General features: G+C 52.7%; 19 protein-coding genes. 16 read left to right on the plus strand and 3 right to left on the minus strand.

What is annotated here, in order from left to right:
- Positions 1-2 precede the first annotated feature (2 nt).
- The 9 genes from M1L66_RS07645 to M1L66_RS07685 all read left to right on the plus strand — a co-directional run bounded on the left by M1L66_RS07645 (position 3) and on the right by M1L66_RS07685 (position 6,952).
- Complete coding sequence (locus M1L66_RS07645) at positions 3-692, plus strand: stage III sporulation protein AF (RefSeq protein ID WP_187022318.1); 690 nt, start codon at positions 3-5, stop codon at positions 690-692.
- Entirely contained in the window at positions 646-1,269 is a 624-nt protein-coding gene (locus M1L66_RS07650) for a stage III sporulation protein AG (RefSeq protein ID WP_187022317.1), read from the plus strand. The genes M1L66_RS07645 and M1L66_RS07650 overlap by 47 nt, the downstream gene beginning before the upstream one ends.
- A gap of 16 nt (positions 1,270-1,285) precedes the next feature.
- Positions 1,286-2,149, plus strand: a complete 864-nt coding sequence (locus tag M1L66_RS07655) for a SpoIIIAH-like family protein (RefSeq protein ID WP_002601066.1) — start codon at positions 1,286-1,288, stop codon at positions 2,147-2,149.
- A 206-nt stretch (positions 2,150-2,355) separates the two neighbouring features.
- Positions 2,356-2,424: a DUF6783 domain-containing protein gene (locus tag M1L66_RS07660; RefSeq protein ID WP_432764188.1), complete on the plus strand. Its 69-nt coding sequence runs from the start codon at positions 2,356-2,358 to the stop codon at positions 2,422-2,424.
- Between the two features lie 150 nt (positions 2,425-2,574).
- Positions 2,575-3,615 carry an ABC transporter permease gene (locus M1L66_RS07665; RefSeq protein ID WP_434691961.1) on the plus strand — a complete coding sequence of 347 codons (1,041 nt, stop codon included), beginning with the start codon at positions 2,575-2,577 and terminating at the stop codon, positions 3,613-3,615.
- Entirely contained in the window at positions 3,612-4,598 is a 987-nt protein-coding gene (locus tag M1L66_RS07670; protein WP_187022315.1) for an iron chelate uptake ABC transporter family permease subunit, read from the plus strand. Before M1L66_RS07665 ends, M1L66_RS07670 begins: the two co-directional genes overlap by 4 nt.
- 33 nt (positions 4,599-4,631) lie before the next feature.
- Positions 4,632-5,384 (plus strand): iron ABC transporter ATP-binding protein, encoded by a 753-nt coding sequence (locus M1L66_RS07675; RefSeq protein WP_434691964.1) that lies wholly within the window; start codon positions 4,632-4,634, stop codon positions 5,382-5,384.
- A 23-nt stretch (positions 5,385-5,407) separates the two neighbouring features.
- Entirely contained in the window at positions 5,408-6,478 is a 1,071-nt protein-coding gene (locus M1L66_RS07680; protein WP_187022314.1) for a siderophore ABC transporter substrate-binding protein, read from the plus strand.
- Positions 6,479-6,565: 87 nt separating this feature from the next.
- On the plus strand, positions 6,566-6,952 hold the full coding sequence (locus tag M1L66_RS07685; RefSeq protein ID WP_002601061.1) for an Asp23/Gls24 family envelope stress response protein: 387 nt from the start codon (positions 6,566-6,568) through the stop codon (positions 6,950-6,952).
- A 71-nt stretch (positions 6,953-7,023) separates the two neighbouring features.
- On the opposite strand, the gene M1L66_RS07690 is transcribed toward M1L66_RS07685, so the two are convergent.
- Positions 7,024-7,893 (minus strand): LysR family transcriptional regulator, encoded by an 870-nt coding sequence (locus tag M1L66_RS07690; protein WP_434691968.1) that lies wholly within the window; start codon positions 7,891-7,893, stop codon positions 7,024-7,026.
- Positions 7,894-7,997: 104 nt separating this feature from the next.
- Between M1L66_RS07690 and M1L66_RS07695 the strand changes: the two genes are divergently transcribed.
- From M1L66_RS07695 to M1L66_RS07710, 4 genes are all read left to right on the plus strand, one after another.
- Complete coding sequence (locus M1L66_RS07695) at positions 7,998-8,573, plus strand: UbiX family flavin prenyltransferase (protein WP_434691969.1); 576 nt, start codon at positions 7,998-8,000, stop codon at positions 8,571-8,573.
- A complete protein-coding gene (locus M1L66_RS07700) occupies positions 8,566-8,961 on the plus strand; it encodes a hypothetical protein (RefSeq protein ID WP_434691972.1) in 396 nt (131 codons plus the stop codon). Before M1L66_RS07695 ends, M1L66_RS07700 begins: the two co-directional genes overlap by 8 nt.
- On the plus strand, positions 8,954-10,423 hold the full coding sequence (locus tag M1L66_RS07705) for a UbiD family decarboxylase (protein ID WP_187022311.1): 1,470 nt from the start codon (positions 8,954-8,956) through the stop codon (positions 10,421-10,423). The genes M1L66_RS07700 and M1L66_RS07705 overlap by 8 nt, the downstream gene beginning before the upstream one ends.
- Positions 10,424-10,622: 199 nt before the next feature.
- Positions 10,623-11,462: a hypothetical protein gene (locus M1L66_RS07710; protein ID WP_434691974.1), complete on the plus strand. Its 840-nt coding sequence runs from the start codon at positions 10,623-10,625 to the stop codon at positions 11,460-11,462.
- A 72-nt stretch (positions 11,463-11,534) separates the two neighbouring features.
- Here the strand turns inward: M1L66_RS07710 and M1L66_RS07715 are convergent, their stop codons facing one another.
- Together M1L66_RS07715 and M1L66_RS07720 are read right to left on the minus strand one after the other, a co-directional pair.
- On the minus strand, positions 11,535-11,771 hold the full coding sequence (locus M1L66_RS07715; protein WP_434694219.1) for a GNAT family N-acetyltransferase: 237 nt from the start codon (positions 11,769-11,771) through the stop codon (positions 11,535-11,537).
- A gap of 7 nt (positions 11,772-11,778) precedes the next feature.
- Entirely contained in the window at positions 11,779-12,348 is a 570-nt protein-coding gene (locus M1L66_RS07720; RefSeq protein ID WP_434691977.1) for a hypothetical protein, read from the minus strand.
- A gap of 203 nt (positions 12,349-12,551) precedes the next feature.
- Here M1L66_RS07720 and M1L66_RS07725 point away from each other — a divergent pair, with 203 nt between their 5' ends.
- Genes M1L66_RS07725 through M1L66_RS07735 form a run of 3 tightly spaced genes read left to right on the plus strand, consistent with a single transcriptional unit; the run spans position 12,552 to position 16,190 of the window.
- Positions 12,552-13,442: an FAD binding domain-containing protein gene (locus M1L66_RS07725; protein ID WP_187022308.1), complete on the plus strand. Its 891-nt coding sequence runs from the start codon at positions 12,552-12,554 to the stop codon at positions 13,440-13,442.
- A complete protein-coding gene (locus M1L66_RS07730; protein ID WP_187022307.1) occupies positions 13,439-13,936 on the plus strand; it encodes a (2Fe-2S)-binding protein in 498 nt (165 codons plus the stop codon). The genes M1L66_RS07725 and M1L66_RS07730 overlap by 4 nt, the downstream gene beginning before the upstream one ends.
- Positions 13,920-16,190 carry a xanthine dehydrogenase family protein molybdopterin-binding subunit gene (locus M1L66_RS07735; protein WP_187022306.1) on the plus strand — a complete coding sequence of 757 codons (2,271 nt, stop codon included), beginning with the start codon at positions 13,920-13,922 and terminating at the stop codon, positions 16,188-16,190. Before M1L66_RS07730 ends, M1L66_RS07735 begins: the two co-directional genes overlap by 17 nt.
- Positions 16,191-16,194 lie beyond the last annotated feature (4 nt).

The raw sequence follows: 16,194 nt of genomic DNA on the forward strand, positions 1-16,194 counted from the left end.
ACATGGAAGGTTTATATGAGTGGATCAGAAATATCACATATTATCTGATCTTTATGACAGTGGTAACCAATCTTCTTCCCGATAAGAAGTATGAAAAATATTTCCGGCTGTTTGCGGGCATGGTGCTCATTCTGCTGGTGTTAAAACCATTTACAGGCGGACTGCGGCTGGATGACAAACTGGCCTATTACTTCGAGTCCATCAGCTTTCAGAAGGAGGCGTCGGAACTCTCGGCCCAGCTCACCGACATGGAAGGCGTGAGGCTTGCGAGCATGGTGAGCCAGTACGAGGAGGCGGTGGAAAATGACCTGCGCACCATGGCGGAATCGTCGGGATTCGTCTGCAGGAAGGCCGAGGCCGGGATCGACGGGGATGAGAAGAAGGAGACCTTCGGCCACGTGGTATCTGTCAGTCTCCGGCTGGCACCTGACAGCTCCGGGCAGGCGGATCAGGGCGGAAGCAGTTCCGGTATCCAGCCGGTGGAACCTGTGGAACCCATCGAACCGGTGGAACGGATCCGCGTGGAACTGAACGGCGGGAGCGAGGAGGTGTCTGAGACGATCGGTGCATCGGCGGGGCAGCCTGATAAGCGGCAGGAAGAAAATTCTGCTTTGGCTGGTCTGAGACGCCGCATTTCTGAATATTATGATTTGGAGGAACAGGACATTGAAATTCAACTGGAAAATAAGTAAGGATAAATGGCTGATTCTGCTGGCGGTGGGACTTCTGCTCCTGGTCCTCACGATTCCTTCCGGTCCGGAGACGGAAAAGAAGATGTTAAAAGACGCCGCTTCGGGGACAGAAGCCTCCTTACAGGAAGGGCTGGTGACAGATGCGGGGGAACCGGTCGCCGTGGCCGCAAATGCGGACCGCACCTATGAACAGCAGCTGGAGCAGCGGGTGAAGCAGATTCTAAAGACCGTGGATGGAGTCGGGACTGTTGACGTGATGATCGTGCTCAAGTCTTCCGAGGAGAAGGTGCTGCGTGTGGACAAAAATACCTCCAGCTCCAGCACTGAGGAACAGGACAGCGGGGGCGGAACGAGGAAGAGCAGCAGCGCGGAACAGCAGGAAAGTACAATTTTGACCGGAACCGGGGAAAATACGGCGCCGATCGTGGAGAAAGAAATCCGTCCCGAAATCGAAGGAATCATCATCAGCGCCCAGGGCGGAGGCAGTCCAACTGTAAAAGCTGAAATTTCAGGCGCTATGGAAGCATTATTTGACTTGCCGCCACATAAAATAAAAGTATTAAAGAGGGTGGAATAAAGAAGGAGTGTTAGGAATGAGAAGCTTAAAAGATATCAGAGAATCCAAAGTCCCGAGAACCCCAAAGAAAATGAATATGAAGAAACTGTTCAGAAGAAATCAGATTATCATCACAACGCTGGCGGTCATGATCGCAGCTGCCGGATACCTAAACTACGCCGGGAAGCAGGAAATGGCGTCGGGAACTGATGTGTACGAGGCCGGTGTGACGGATATTTCCGATGAGGACATTCTGGCTGAAAACCAGGCGCTGACAGGCGACCCGGGAAATTACCAGGAGATTGCAAGCCTTGACAATGACCCTAACGACGAGAGTCTGGCGGCTCAGGAGACAGATGGCTCCGGCAGCGCAGTGGCCAGCAATCAGGAAGGCGTGGCAGGAGACGCGGCAGCGGACACCACCAATGTAGCCGACAATTCGGCGGCGGAAGGCGGACAGCTGGCAGCCAATGAGACGACAGGCGATTTGGAAACCGGTCTGGAAAATCCGGGTGAAGCGGTCTTAACCAGCGGTATGAATGTATCCGACTACATAGCGAACGTGCAGCTGAGCAGAGAGCAGGTCCGTGCCAAGAACAAAGAGACTCTGATGAATTTAATCAACAATGAGAACATCGAAGAAGCCGCCAAACAGGAAGCGATTCAGGAAATGATAGACATGACCGCAGTATCCGAGAAAGAGAATGCCGCAGAGACTCTTCTGATGGCAAAAGGCTTCTCCGATCCGGTTGTCAGCATTACCAGCGGCAAGGTTGACGTCGTCATCAACGCTTCCAGCATTACCGATCCGCAGCGCGCCCAGATTGAGGACATCGTAAAGCGCAAAACGGAAGTGGGAGCAGAGAATATCGTGATCACACTGATGAAGCTGGAAGAATAGAGGAAATGAAGCACCCAGGCGCGAATAAATCTGAAAGAATGAACAAGGATGCGAAAAAGCCGCATATGGCTTTTTCGCGTCCTTGTTTCTTTTTCCATCCATTCCCAGACTCCGGATTTCGCTGTTTTTTCTGTCCCCTATTGAGAAAAGTTTGTGCATTTTATGGAGTTGCCTATGACTAACTCCCTGTGTTATGATATTGGAGTATGCTTGAAAATTACTTTTCGTCATCTGCCACGAAGTGGGGCGTGCAGATGGCGGAAATGAATTTTTAAACACACTCCAGGGCAGCGCGCGGTGTGAGATACATGTAAGTCCAGTATGCATGTGATGTGATATCTTGCGAGTTGTATTTTTTTGCCTTTTGGTTAGCTGAAACTAACTTAAATGTTGTACATCATTTGATTTGAGAGGAGAAACCCAAAATGAAACCAAAGACTCTAACCCTACTTCTGGCAGCATCACTGGTCATTCTGTCGGTGGTATCACTGTTTCTGGGGGTCATGGATATAAGCCCCGGAGGCGTGCTGCGCGGGGATTTTGAACAGGTGGAGATCCTGTTGATATCCCGGCTGCCCCGTCTTTTGGCGATACTCTGTACCGGAGTCGGTATGAGTATTTCCGGCTTGATCATGCAGCAGCTCTGTATGAATAAATTCGTCTCCCCGACCACAGGCGCGACGATTTCCTCGGCGCAGTTCGGTATTCTGCTGGCGCTTTTGTTTATGCCGTCATCCTCGCTGTGGGGACGGGCCGTCTTCGCTTTTATCGCGGCGATCGCGGGGACGTGGATCTTCGTCTGCTTCATTCAGAGAATCCAGTTTAAGGACGTGGTCATGGTTCCGTTAGTGGGAATCATGTTCGGCAATGTGATCGGAGGTATGACCAGTTATTTGGCCTATAAATACGACATGACACAGGCCCTTTCCTCCTGGCTGGTGGGACATTTTTCCCTGGTAATCAGAGGACGCTATGAACTGGTGTATTTAACGCTTCCACTGGTGCTTCTGGCCTTTTTATTTGCCAATCATTTCAATATTGTTGGAATGGGGAGGAATTTCTCGAAAAATCTGGGTGTCAACTACAATGTCGTGCTCTTTCTGGGACTGAGCATCGCCGCCATGATTACAGCCAGCATTGTGGTAGTCGTCGGAAGCGTTTCCTATATCGGACTGATCGTGCCCAACCTGGTGGCGATGTTTAAAGGCGACCGGATACGGGGGACTCTGCTGGATACCGCCCTGTTTGGAGCACTGTTCGTTCTGGTCTGCGACATGATCGGCCGGACTGTGATCACCCCCTATGAGCTGCCGATTGAATTGATTATCGGTGTCATAGGAAGTGTGATTTTCGTAGGTATGCTGATCTACCGGTTAAATCACGGCCGGAAAAGCATCACCCTTTCCTTTGGGAAAAGGAGAGCCGCGGCGGTACCATCGCCGCAGACGGGAGGAACGGAGGCATGAAGCAGGAAAAAATGAGCGGAAGGACCGGAAATATCAACGGAAAGAAGCTGGTGATCCTATCGCTGCTGGCAGCGGCCGCCGCCGTGCTCTATCTCTTTCTGAATGTGAATATGAAATATTTCAGCTATGCCATGAGCCTGCGGATTCCAAAGCTGGCTGTCATGCTGATCACGGCGTTCTGCATCGGCGGGGCTTCCGTCATCTTCCAGTCGGTGATCAACAATACCATCGTGACGCCGTGTCTGCTGGGGATGAACTCCCTCTATACACTGATCCATACGGCGGTTGTGTTCTTTTTCGGCTCCACCAGCCTTCTGGCCCGCAATGCGAACCTTTCCTTCGCGGTGGATCTGGTACTTATGGCGATCATCGCCACCATCATTTACAGCTACTTATTTAAGAAGACAAGCCATAATGTGCTGTACGTCCTGCTGGCCGGAACGGTGTTGTCCACCTTTTTCACCAGTATGCAGACGACACTTACGCGCATCATGGATCCCAACGAGTACGACAGCCTTCTGGCGTCGCTGGTCGCCAGCTTTACGAATGTAAACACGGAAATCATATTCTTTTCCCTGATCCTGATTGCAGCTCTGCTCTTTGTCCTGCGCCGGGAACTGGCGCTGCTGGACGTCATTACACTGGGAAAGGCGCAGGCGATTAATCTGGGGGTGGACTATGACCGCACCGTGCGCAGACTGCTTCTGGGGGTGACACTGTTTATCGCCATAGCGACCGCCATGGTAGGCCCGATATCCTTCCTGGGCCTGATTATTGCCAATTTATCGAGACAGCTGTTTAAGACGTTCCGCCACAGCTATTTGATCGCCGGCTCGGCATTAATCGGTATGGTGATACTGGCAGGCGGCCAATTGCTTGTGGAGCAGGTATTTGCCTACAGCGTCCCGGTCAGCGTATTTATTACTGTCGGAGGCGGAATCTATTTTCTCTATCTGCTGCTGCGAAGGAGCCGTTCCACATAGGATGTGAAAAAATAATACAAGGAGGCCATAACGATGTTTGTCAAAGAACTTTTAAAAAAATACAATGGAAAAACCGTGGTGGACGGCGTCTCCTTCGAACTGCCGAAGGGAAAGGTGATCTCGCTGATCGGCCCCAACGGAGCCGGAAAATCAACGGTTATGGGAATGATCTCCAGGCTGATCGCACAGGATGACGGTTCGGTGGATTTCGAGGGAAAGGACATGTCCAAATGGAAGAGCCGGGATCTGGCCAGGCGGCTGGCCATTCTGACTCAGAGCAACCACGTCCAGATGAAACTGACAGTCCGGGAGCTGGTGGCCTACGGCCGCTTTCCCTACAGCGGCAATCGGATTACGGCGGAGGATGAGGAAATCATCGAAAAGGCCATCGCCTACATGGAACTGGAGGAATTTGAGGACAGGTTCATCGACGAACTGTCCGGCGGCCAGCGCCAGCGCGCCTACATAGCCATGGTCATTGCGCAGGATACGGAATACGTCCTGTTAGATGAGCCGACCAATAACCTGGATATTTACCATGCCACCAACATGATGAAAATCGTCCGGAGGCTGTGTGATGAACTGGGAAAAACCGTGATTCTCGTGCTGCATGAAATCAATTACGCCGCATTTTATTCCGATTACATCTGCGCATTCGTGGATGGAAAAATATCAAAATTCGGTACGGTGGAGGAAGTGATGACAAAAGAAAACCTCTCCGAAATCTACCGCGTGGACTTCGAGATACTGGAAATAGAAGGAAAACCACTGTCGATCTATTACTAACCCCAAAAAAGGAGATACTATCTATGAAAAAAATGACATTACTGACACTTGCAATGGCAGCAGCCCTTTCCCTGACAGCCTGCGGGCAGAGCGCCGGACAGGCCGGAACAACAGGCGGACAGGCCGGCGAGACGACTTCTTCCGAAGCCGTGTCCACAGATACAGAGTCCCAGTCCGGCTCCTGGGAAGGCGAAAATGAAGATGCACAGGCCTCGGAGACACCGGAATCCGTCACCGTGACGACGCTGAATGGAAACGGCGAAAAGGTGGAGCTGGAGGTGCCCTATAATCCGGAGCGCGTGGCTATTCTGGATATGGCGGTGCTTGACATGATGGATAACTGGGATCTGGGCGGCCAGATCGTGGGAATGCCGAAATCCTCCAAAATCGATTATCTGATGGAGTATAACAACAACGAGGATATTGTAAACCTCGGCACCTTGAAGGAAGTGGACATGGAGGCGCTCATGGCCAGTGAGCCGGATGTGATCTTCATCGGAGGACGTTTAAGCGCGCAGTATGACGAACTGTCGAAGATTGCTCCTGTCGTATACACCGCGGTGGATTATGAGGAAGGCGTGATTCAGAGTGTGAAAAATAATGCTGCCATGATCGCTTCCATCTTCGGTGAGGAAGAGCGGGCGGCGGAAGAACTGGCCGGATTCGATGCACGTGTGGAGACGCTCCGCCAGGCGGCCGAGGGAAAGACAGCAGTCATCGGAATGGTGACCAGCAGCAATTTCAACACATTGGGTGACGGAAGCCGCTGCTCCCTGATCGGCAATGAAGTCGGCTTCACCAATCTGGCAAACGACGTGGATTCCACGCATGGTAATGAATCCTCCTTCGAGCTTCTCGTTTCCTTAAACCCGGATTACATCTTTGTCCTGGACCGCGATTCCGCAATCAACACGGAAGGCGCCAAGCTCGCGGCGGAAGTGATGGATAATGAACTGGTGAAGAAGACGGAAGCATACAAAAACGGTCGCATTGTCTACCTGACACCAACCGTATGGTACCTGGCGGAAGGCGGCATTACGGCTGCTGATGTGATGTTAAGTGACTTAGAAGCGGGTATTCTGGGCCAGGAATAGAAAAATGTTTTGCAAACTGTGGCTGTCTTTGTTATAATAGTCTATAATCCAAGTAATACATCGAATTGAAAACAGGAGGGAATCATTGTGGCAGAGACAGAGAACAGAAATACTCATAAAGTATATGAAAAAGATAAAATCGGCGAAGTACAGATTGCGGATGAAGTAGTAGCCATCATCGCAGGCCTTGCGGCGACGGAAGTAGACGGCGTGGATTCCATGGCCGGCAACATTACCAATGAACTGGTTGGAAAGCTGGGCATGAAGAATTTATCCAAGGGCGTTAAAGTCGAAGTAACGGAAGAGCACGTATCCGTTGACTTATCCTTAAACATCAAGTACGGCTTCAGCATTCCGGAAGTATGTGAAAAGGTGCAGGACAAGGTAAAGAGTGCGATTGAGAACATGACAGGACTTACCGTGCTGGATGTGAATATCAAGATTGCCGGCGTGTCGATGGAAGAAAACCGGTAAGAACGTGAAAAAGAGAGAGGAAGCTACGCAGAGTGAGAATTCTGCACAGCTTCCTTTTTCGTTAAAATAGTTCAGGCGGAAAAGTATTTCCAGAGTGTCCTGCCGCAGAGCGACAGTTTCTTCGGGGACTGGCAGGCCAGGACGACATCGGCGGCGACTGGCTCCTGCAGCGGGATCACTGCGACATTTTCATGGCGAAATACATCGAGATTACTGTAAGGAAGCAGGCTCACCGCCTCTCCGGCGGCGACTGCGCTGACAATGGATTCTATCTTGGCTGTCCGGGTGACAGCGGGCTGGAATCCTTTTTTTTGGCAGGCCGTGAGGCACAGGCGGTAGATGCTGCTGCTGGGATGCATCAGAATAAACGATTCTCCGGACAGCTCTTCTAAGGGAACGGCTGGTCTGCCTGCCAGCGGATGGCCTGCGGGAGTCAGAAGCACCAGCCGGTCGTGAGCCAGCAGATGGCATGTGCTCTGCACGCCGGTAAGCAGTTCCGGGCGGCCGATGATCAGATCGTAGCTGCCCTGGCGGAAGCCCTGCCGCAGCGGTTCATCCTCCACCTCGTCGATCATGAGGGTGGTCTCCGGGTGAGACTCGGCAAACTGCCTCAGAACGGGATTCAAACGGTACTGATGCAGGATGGGAAGGACTCCCAAATGTATGACGGATCTCCGGCTGTCCTGATATGGAGCAAGATGCTGCTTCATTCCCTGAACGCCTTTTAACAGCTTTACCGCATCGGGATAGAGGACGCGCCCGGCATCCGTTAAGGAGGCGTGGCGGCGGCTTCTGTCAAACAGCTGGACATCCAGCTCCAGTTCCAGATTCCGTATCTGTTTGGACAGGGTGGACTGGGCGATATGAAGGCTTTCCGCCGCGTCAAAGAATGTGGCGCTTTCCACGATCGCCACAAAGTACTGCAGTTGTTCCAATGTCATATTCTGCCTCCGTTCAATCATTCCGTTATGGAAACAATGATACCATAAAATGAATTGATTGTACAGGCGATATCCGGTACAGTGAAGGGAAAGGAGGAACTCTCATGGATCTGATTATCGGAGTGACAGGAGCCAGCGGAACCATATACGCGGTAAGGCTGCTGGAGGCATTAAAAAAGACAGAGTCAGTGACGACCCATGTGATATTCAGCGATTACGCCTGGGTAAATCTGGAGATTGAAACAGGATATACGAAAGGAGACGTCCTATCTTTGGCGGACCACAGCTATGATAACCGCGACTTGGCGGCCTGCATCTCCAGCGGCTCCTATCCGGCGGATGGCGTGATTATCCTGCCGTGCAGCATGAAGACGCTGTCGGGAATCGCTAATGGATACGCGGACAACTTAATCACCCGCGTCTGTGACGTCGCCTTAAAGGAACGGCGGAGGCTGGTGATCTGTCCCCGGGAGACGCCGCTTAATACCATTCATTTAAAACACATGTATGAGCTTTCGCAGATGGGAGCTGTCATAGCGCCGCCTATGCCGGCATTTTATAACCATCCGGAGACCGTGGAGGACATTGTAAATCACCAGATTATGAAGATTCTGGATCAGTTCAGGATTCCCTGTGAAGGTGCGAAACGATGGGGAGAGAAGGTGCAGGACCGTGTTTGAGGAACTGATGGATTTTACCATGACAGGCCACGGAGTCTCCGTGCAGTTTAAGGTGCTCCGGATGGGAACCGACTGTCTGGTGCTGGCAGCGGGCGGTGATACGGGACATATCGGAGCCGTTGCCTTCGGGGACAGAGGCGGATGCCTGTCAAATGCCAGAGAGGGCCACAGGGAAGGCGTGGTGACGGAGCTGATTTACCGGGAACTGAAATCCGTGGTTTCCGGGGGACTGGCCGTGCTGGCCGGCATCCATGTGGACGGAATAACGAAGGAACAGATCACCGGCGTCGTAGCGCTGTGCGAAGAAGGCGCTCACCGGATCGCCGCCGGTTTGAGAGAGTATCAGCAAGAGCAGAAGGAAGAAATAGGAGGAAATCAGAATGGTTGAAGATTTACGGAGTGCGGTGGAGGAACTGAAAAAGTATGAGAATCAGATTGCATGTACAGATACAGAGGTAGATTCTTACGCGGAAGTCGCGGGGATTTACCGCTATGTCGGGGCGGGTGGTACGGTAAAGCGTCCCACAAAGGAGGGACCGGCGCTCCTCTTCCGTAATATCAAAGGCTTCCCGGACAAACAGGTGCTGATCGGCCTTCTGGCTTCCAGAAAACGGGTGGGCTGCCTGCTGGACTGTCCTCCGGATAAGCTGGGCTTTCTCTTAAAGGAGGCGGCCGCGAATCCCATTATGCCGGAGTTTACGGCAGGCGGAGACGTGCCGTGCCAGGAGGAAATCCATTATGCATCGGAGGAAGGCTTCGATATTCGGAAGCTTCTCCCGGCCCCTCAGAATACGGAGGAGGATGCCGGACCTTATATCACCATGGGAATGTGCTACGCCTCCGATCCGGTTACGGGAGAAGGGGATGTGACCATTCACCGTCTTTGCCTGCAGTCGGCGGACGAGATGACCATGTTTTTCACTCCCGGGGTGCGCCACCTGGACGCATTTCGGGAAAAGGCGGAACGGGAAGGCGTGAATCTGCCGATCAGCATCAGCATCGGCGTGGATCCGGCCATTGAGATCGCTTCCTGCTTCGAACCGCCCACAACACCTTTGGGGTTCAATGAGCTGTCCATCGCAGGCGCGCTCCGCAAAAAGCCAGTCCGCATGGCAAAATGCCGGACCATTGACGAGTACGCTATTGCCAACGCGGAGTTTGTCATCGAGGGCGAGCTGGTGGCCGGAAAGCGGATGCGGGAAGATATCAACACCAATACGGGAAAGGCCATGCCGGAGTTCCCGGGATATACCGGCCACGTGTCGGGAGAGCTTCCGGTAATAAAGATCAAAGCGGTTACCCATCGGAAAAATCCGATCATCCAGACGTGCATCGGACCCAGCGAGGAACACGTGAGCATGGCGGGAATCCCGACGGAGGCCAGTATCCTGACCATGGAAGAGAAGGCGCTTGCCGGTCGCGTGAAAAATGTTTACGCCCACCGCTCCGGCGGCGGTAAGTACATGGCGGTCATACAGTTCGCAAAACAGGTTCCCAGCGACGAGGGAAGGCAGCGTCAGGCGGCGCTCATCGCGCTCACCGCATTTCCTGAGCTGAAGCATGTGATCGTGGTGGATGAGGATGTGGATATCTTTGATTCGGACGATGTTCTGTGGGCGCTCAACACCCGTTATCAGGGAGACGTGGATACCATCACGATTCCGGGAGTCCGCTGCCATCCGCTGGACCCCACCGAGGGGCCGGAATACAATCCAATGCTTAAGGACCGGGGAATCAGCTGTAAAACCATCTTCGACTGCACTGTACCATACGGCCTGAAGGAACGGTTCCAGAGATCGAAATTTAAAGAAGTGAATATGGAGGACTACGAGATCCGGCCGCTGGTATAAGGGATCCGGAAATGAGCTAAACAGTAACTTAAACGGCCTCCCTGCAGTAACAACAGTGGACATTTTCCCGTTTTGAGTATAACATAGTGTTAGAGTGTTTCTGAAAAAGCTGCTTACAGACACGCTCCAGTACTCCAGACGATCAGAAGAGCACAAGGCATTTCTGAGAGTGCTTCAGAATTATAAAGGAGGATGACCTATGAAAGTGAGGAAAATTTACGCATCAGTACTGATCCTGTCCCTTGTATTCCTGGCGGGCTGCTCGAAAACTCCCGTTCCGGAGGAAGAGACGCTGCATCTGATCCAGGAAAATGCCGCCTCCCTTCCCGGAGATGAGCGCGCGGACCTGTGGCAGGATGAACACAATACCTTCGACAGCTACAGACTGCCAGATGGAACCAGCCTTCTGACCATTTATAAGACCGTTGGACCGGCCAACTGCTATGTGGCCGGAACGGTTAGCTACAATGATTTAAATGAATCTGCGCGGAGGGGAATAGACGATTACTACGAGAAACAGGGACTGCTCTACGACACTGAGGCAGAGCTTCAGAAGGCCTACAGGGATTACCAGACCTGCCGGGAGAACGGGACTGAGTATCAGGAACGCCATGTACGTCAGGAGATCATGCCCTCCGCGTCCAATGATACAGCCGTAAGCTTTATCACAACGGTCACGCTCCCGGTAAACGGCCAGGAGGCTAAAGAGCTTCGGCTCGGGGCCGTGTTCAATCGGGAGACAGGGGCCGTATTCAGCAACTGGGATTTATTCAGCCTGTCGGAGGAGGCGGCTCGGCAATGGCTATTAGATGCCTCTGGCACGGGCAGTCCGGCACTGCGTAAAGAGATGGAGGCAGCTCTGCGGCCAGAGTATATCCTTCTTTTCCCTGAACACCTGGAGATTTCCTATCCACAGGGAACGCTCCCCAGCCAGAAATACAGCTACAGCATCGGTCTGGACTATGATGCAGAGCTTCTGTCAGTGCTCCAGCCATGGGCAGTGCCGGCTGGAAGGGAGACGGGGGACTCACCGCAATAAAAATCAGTATTGGAATAAAAAACCAGTATGGGAAATCAGCCGTTATATATTATAATCGCTGATTTCCCATATCTATGCATATCCGTCTCCCTGGAACTCAGGAAGGATGAACAGCTGCTTGAGTTTACATAATGTTTCAAAATGGCAGATGCGGATAGCACCGATATGCTTACCGTCTAAACAGATAAAATAGTAATCGGAAAAAGGATCCTTCAGCCGCTGAAGTGTGCGGTCCTTCGTCTCCGCGCCGGGACTGGTAGCGTAATCCTTGTATTTCTCCAGAAGCGGACGGAAGGAAGCAGTCTGCAGTTCCTCCTTACATCATCATTCCAAAATCATATATTTTATAATTTTTATCCAGGGCTTTTTTGCCCACCAGGAAATTCCTGCCGCATTCTCCAGAGTTCCACTGCGGTGCACGCGACTCTGCCTTATCATTCCATTTCTGATAGAATTCCACATGAATGACTGCATAATCCTTCAGGTTCTCCTGCCGCGCCCGAATTTCGGCGTCTGGATAGGAAAATGCCTCGTTGTCTCCGGCGTACTGTTCACGTTCCAGGGTTGTGATGGAGCGTATAATATAGGTTTCTATGGATTCGCCCTTTAAGAACGCTCCCTTCTCATTCTCCAGCGTGATCCTGTCAAGTTCCGTATTGGGAAGAAGTTTCTTCATTTCTATAAAATCTCCCGTTATCTGGTTAAGGAAGTAACGGGCTACGGTGATCTCGGCGGCGGTTTTGGGCCGGTCTTCGTATCGGATGCTGCGGGTTCCGATGGTCGTATCTGCGGGAACCGGATAGCGGCGCGGCACCAACAGACAGAATGACGCCAGTAATGCCGCGGCTCCCAGGACAGATGCGGTCCATACTGCTTTCTTATTCATAGACTCTCCTCCTTATAATGGATGATTCTACCATCGAAGCGGAAAAAAGACTTTAAGGATTTATGAAAATTCTGTTACGATTCCCATAGGAACTACAAAAATGCCCGACTGCTTTTTGGAGATGGCAGCCATTGGAAGCTGTTATAATATAACTGTGCGAATGGAACGGAAAACAGTAATACGAAGGGAGGATTGATTTCCTTATGGTACAGAATTACGTTATGGCAAAGGAGGCCAAAGAGGCGCTGAATCTGCTGGCCGGATATGAGGGGCGCGGAAGGATCATAGCGGGCGGAACCGATCTGGTACTGGATTTACAGAGTGGAAAGTATCAGGCGGACTGCCTCGTGGATATCACGGGAATTCCAGGGCTGGCTGAGACGAAGCTGTGCGGTCAGGTTCTGGAAGTCGGCGCGGCAGTTACCCATAATCAGGCGGCAGAGAGTCCATTGATCAGACGGTACGCGCACGCGCTGGCAAAGGCGTCTCATTCGGTTGGCTCCAATCAGATTCGAAACTGCAGCACCATCGGCGGCAATATCGTGAACGGCCAGCCGGCGGCGGACAGTGCGGTGGCTCTGGCGGCTCTGGGGGCATCGGTAGAGGTGATGTATGGGGACGGAGCCGAGCTGCTGACCATGGACCGTCTTTATGCCGGATTTGGAAAGAGCACGGTTGACAGCACGAAGAGTCTCGTCACGAAGATTCTCGTTCCGGCAGCGGGGCCCGGCGAGGGAAGCGGCTACGCCAGACTGGAACAGAGGAAGGCTCTGGCCCTCCCCATGGTTTGTGTGGCGGCATTTCTCGGAATAAGGAACGGCGTGGTGGAACGGTGCCGCATAGCCATGGCCCCGGTCGGCGTGGGGCCGGTGCGGGCGACGGAGGCGGAATGCTTTTTAATGGGAAAAGCGGCGGCAAAGGAAGTATTTTCAGAGGCAGGAAGGTTTGCGCTAAATAACGCGAATCCCAGGGACAGCCTGATCCGCGGTTCGAAGCGCTACAGGGAGGAAGTACTCCCGGTGATGGTGGAACGGGCTTTATCGGAGGCATGTATTGATGCCGAAGGCAGGGACAAGGAGGTGGAGCAGAGATGAAGCTGTCCTTTATATTAAATGATGTTCCGGTTACCGTGGAAATTGAACCGGCTGACTTACTGGCGGATGTTCTGCGGGACCGGCTGGGACTTACCGGAACGAAGAAAGGATGCGGGCAGGGCGAATGCGGGGCATGTACCGTGATATTGGATGGAAAAGCAGTCAATTCCTGTATGGTTCCGGCTGCCCGTGTGGAAGGCAGCCGCGTTGTTACTATAGAAGGTTTGAAGACAGCGGGAAAACCCCATCCTATCCAGCAGGCATTTATTGACGCGGGAGCCATTCAGTGCGGTTTCTGCACGCCTGGGATGATCTTGTCGGCCAAGGCGCTGCTCGATGAGAAGCAGCATCCGACGAAAGAAGAGATCAGGACAGCTCTGGCCGGTAATATTTGCCGCTGTACCGGATATGTGAAGATAGAACAGGCCGTGGAGCTTGCGGCCTGCGCGTTGGCCCTTACAGAAGGAGGTGAAGCGGATGAAGGCGGAAGGTGAAGTAGGAAAACCGTTGCCAAGAATTGACGCCCTGGAAAAAGCGACTGGAGTTGCTGCATTTACTACAGATTTAAAGCTTCCCGGAATGCTGCACGCTAAGGTGCTTCGAAGCCCGTATCCACATGCCAGAATCGTGTCCATCGATACGGCGGAAGCGGAAAAACTGCCTGGAGTACGTGCCGTAGCTACATATAAAAATACAACGGAGTGCCGTTTTAACAGTTCCTGCAGCGAAGCAAACCCGCCTGCAGTCCCGGTGGAAGATGAGCAAATCTTTAATCGGGAGCTGCGCTATGTGGGAGACGAGGTGGCGGCCGTCGCCGCGGACACGGAGGAGACGGCAAAGCAGGCCCTGGAACTGATCCGGGTGGAATACGAGGAGCTGCCTGCGGTCTTTGATCCGCTGCAGGCCATGAACCCGGAGGCGCCTCCCATTCATCCCTGCTTTATTGGAAACAATATTGCTGGTATGGCCAAGCTCCCCATGGGAGATTTGGACAAAGGTTTTGAAGAGAGCGATGTGATACTGGAAGAACAGTTTAAACTCCCTGTTGTAAAGCACTGTCAGCTGGAGACTCAGGCCGCGGTAGCAGACTACTCTGCATCGGGACATCTAACGGTGTGGTCCACGACCCAGAGTCCCCATCCGCTGAAGAATCTTCTGGCAAAGATGTTTGGAATTCCGGCCAGCCGGGTGCGTGTGCTGAATCCTCCCTATATCGGAGGTGCGTTCGGTTCTCATGTGGGAATGAGCGGCAAGGCGGAACCCGTTGCCGCTGCGTTGTCGATGCTTGCGGGTAAGCCGGTGCGTTTTGTCTATGACAGAAAAGAGGATTTTATCGCTTCGACCACCAGGCATTCCGGATATATAACGGTAAAGCTGGGGGCGAAGAGAGACGGAAGCTTCCAGGCACTGTATCTGAAAGCCGTTTTAAACACAGGAGCCTATGCCAGTGCAGGTCCAGACGTGACGGCGGTTCTGGGCGTGACCAATATAAGCATTTACCAGATTCCCAATGTCTGTTACGACGGTCTCTGCGTCTATACCAATACAACCACGGCAGGGGCCATGAGAGGCTTCGGCAATCCACAGGGAAACTTTGCGGTAGAGTCCACGGTCGATATAATGGCTGAGCGGCTGGGTATGGATCCGCTGGAACTCCGGCTTAAAAATGTCATGACCCCTTACGCTCCCTGGCTTCCGCCGTATCCCTGCGCCACATGCGGTTTGGCAGAGTGTATGGAAAAAGGGGCGGAAAAGATCGGATGGATTGATCGAGACAGTTGCAATAAGAACAAGAACAATAAAAAAGTGCGGGGCATCGGAATGGCAGCGGGAACTCATCTGAGCAATTCCTGGCCTTTTGCAGTGGAGTTTGACAATGCATACCTGGCGGTGATGGAGGATGGTTCCGCCAATTTAGCGGTTGGCGTTCCCGATATGGGACAGGGAATTGCCACCACGCTGTCGCAGGTAGCAGCCTCATCACTGGGGGTTCCCATGGATCAGGTGAGTATCGTTTTTGGCGATACGGCCAGCACTCCCTACGACATCGGCAGTCATGCCAGCAGGACGCTCTATTCGGCAGGAACTGCTGTGGAGGCCGCGGGGAGGGATGCAAAGCAGAAGATTTTGGAATTTGCTGCGGAGCAGCTGAAGGCGGAGCCGGAAACTCTGACATTGGAAAATGGGATGATTTCTGTAAGGGGGGAACCCTGCATGACAATCGGGGAGGCGGCCCATCTGATTCATCGGGCCAACCGGCAGATTATTGGAATAGGCCAGACCGTGCCGTTTAACGCACCTCCATGGCATGCCCATTTTGCCGAGGTAGAGGTGGATTTAGAGACTGGACAGATCGAAGTTCTTCATCTGTCGGCGGCTCACGATGTGGGCCGGGCCATTAATCCGGATATCGTGGAAGGTCAGATTCACGGTTCTGTGCTGCAGGGAATCGGCTATGCCTTAAGCGAGCAGATTGTCTACGACAAAAAGGGAAGGCAGGCTCAGGACAGCTTTCATAAGTATTATCTTCCAACTATGCTGGAGACGCCGGATATCGATGTGATTCTTGTGGAGACCAACGAACCAAGCGGGCCGTTTGGGGCGAAGGGTGTCGGGGAATGCGGCCTGGTGCCCACTGCCGCAGCCATCGCCAATGCGGTTTACCATGCGACGGGAATACGGTTCCATGAGATTCCCATAACAGAAGAAAAGATGTTAGATGCAATAAAAAAGAATGAAAAGGAGTAAATTG

The organism is Hungatella sp. SB206, from assembly GCF_051132295.1.
Taxonomy (GTDB): domain Bacteria; phylum Bacillota; class Clostridia; order Lachnospirales; family Lachnospiraceae; genus Hungatella; species Hungatella effluvii.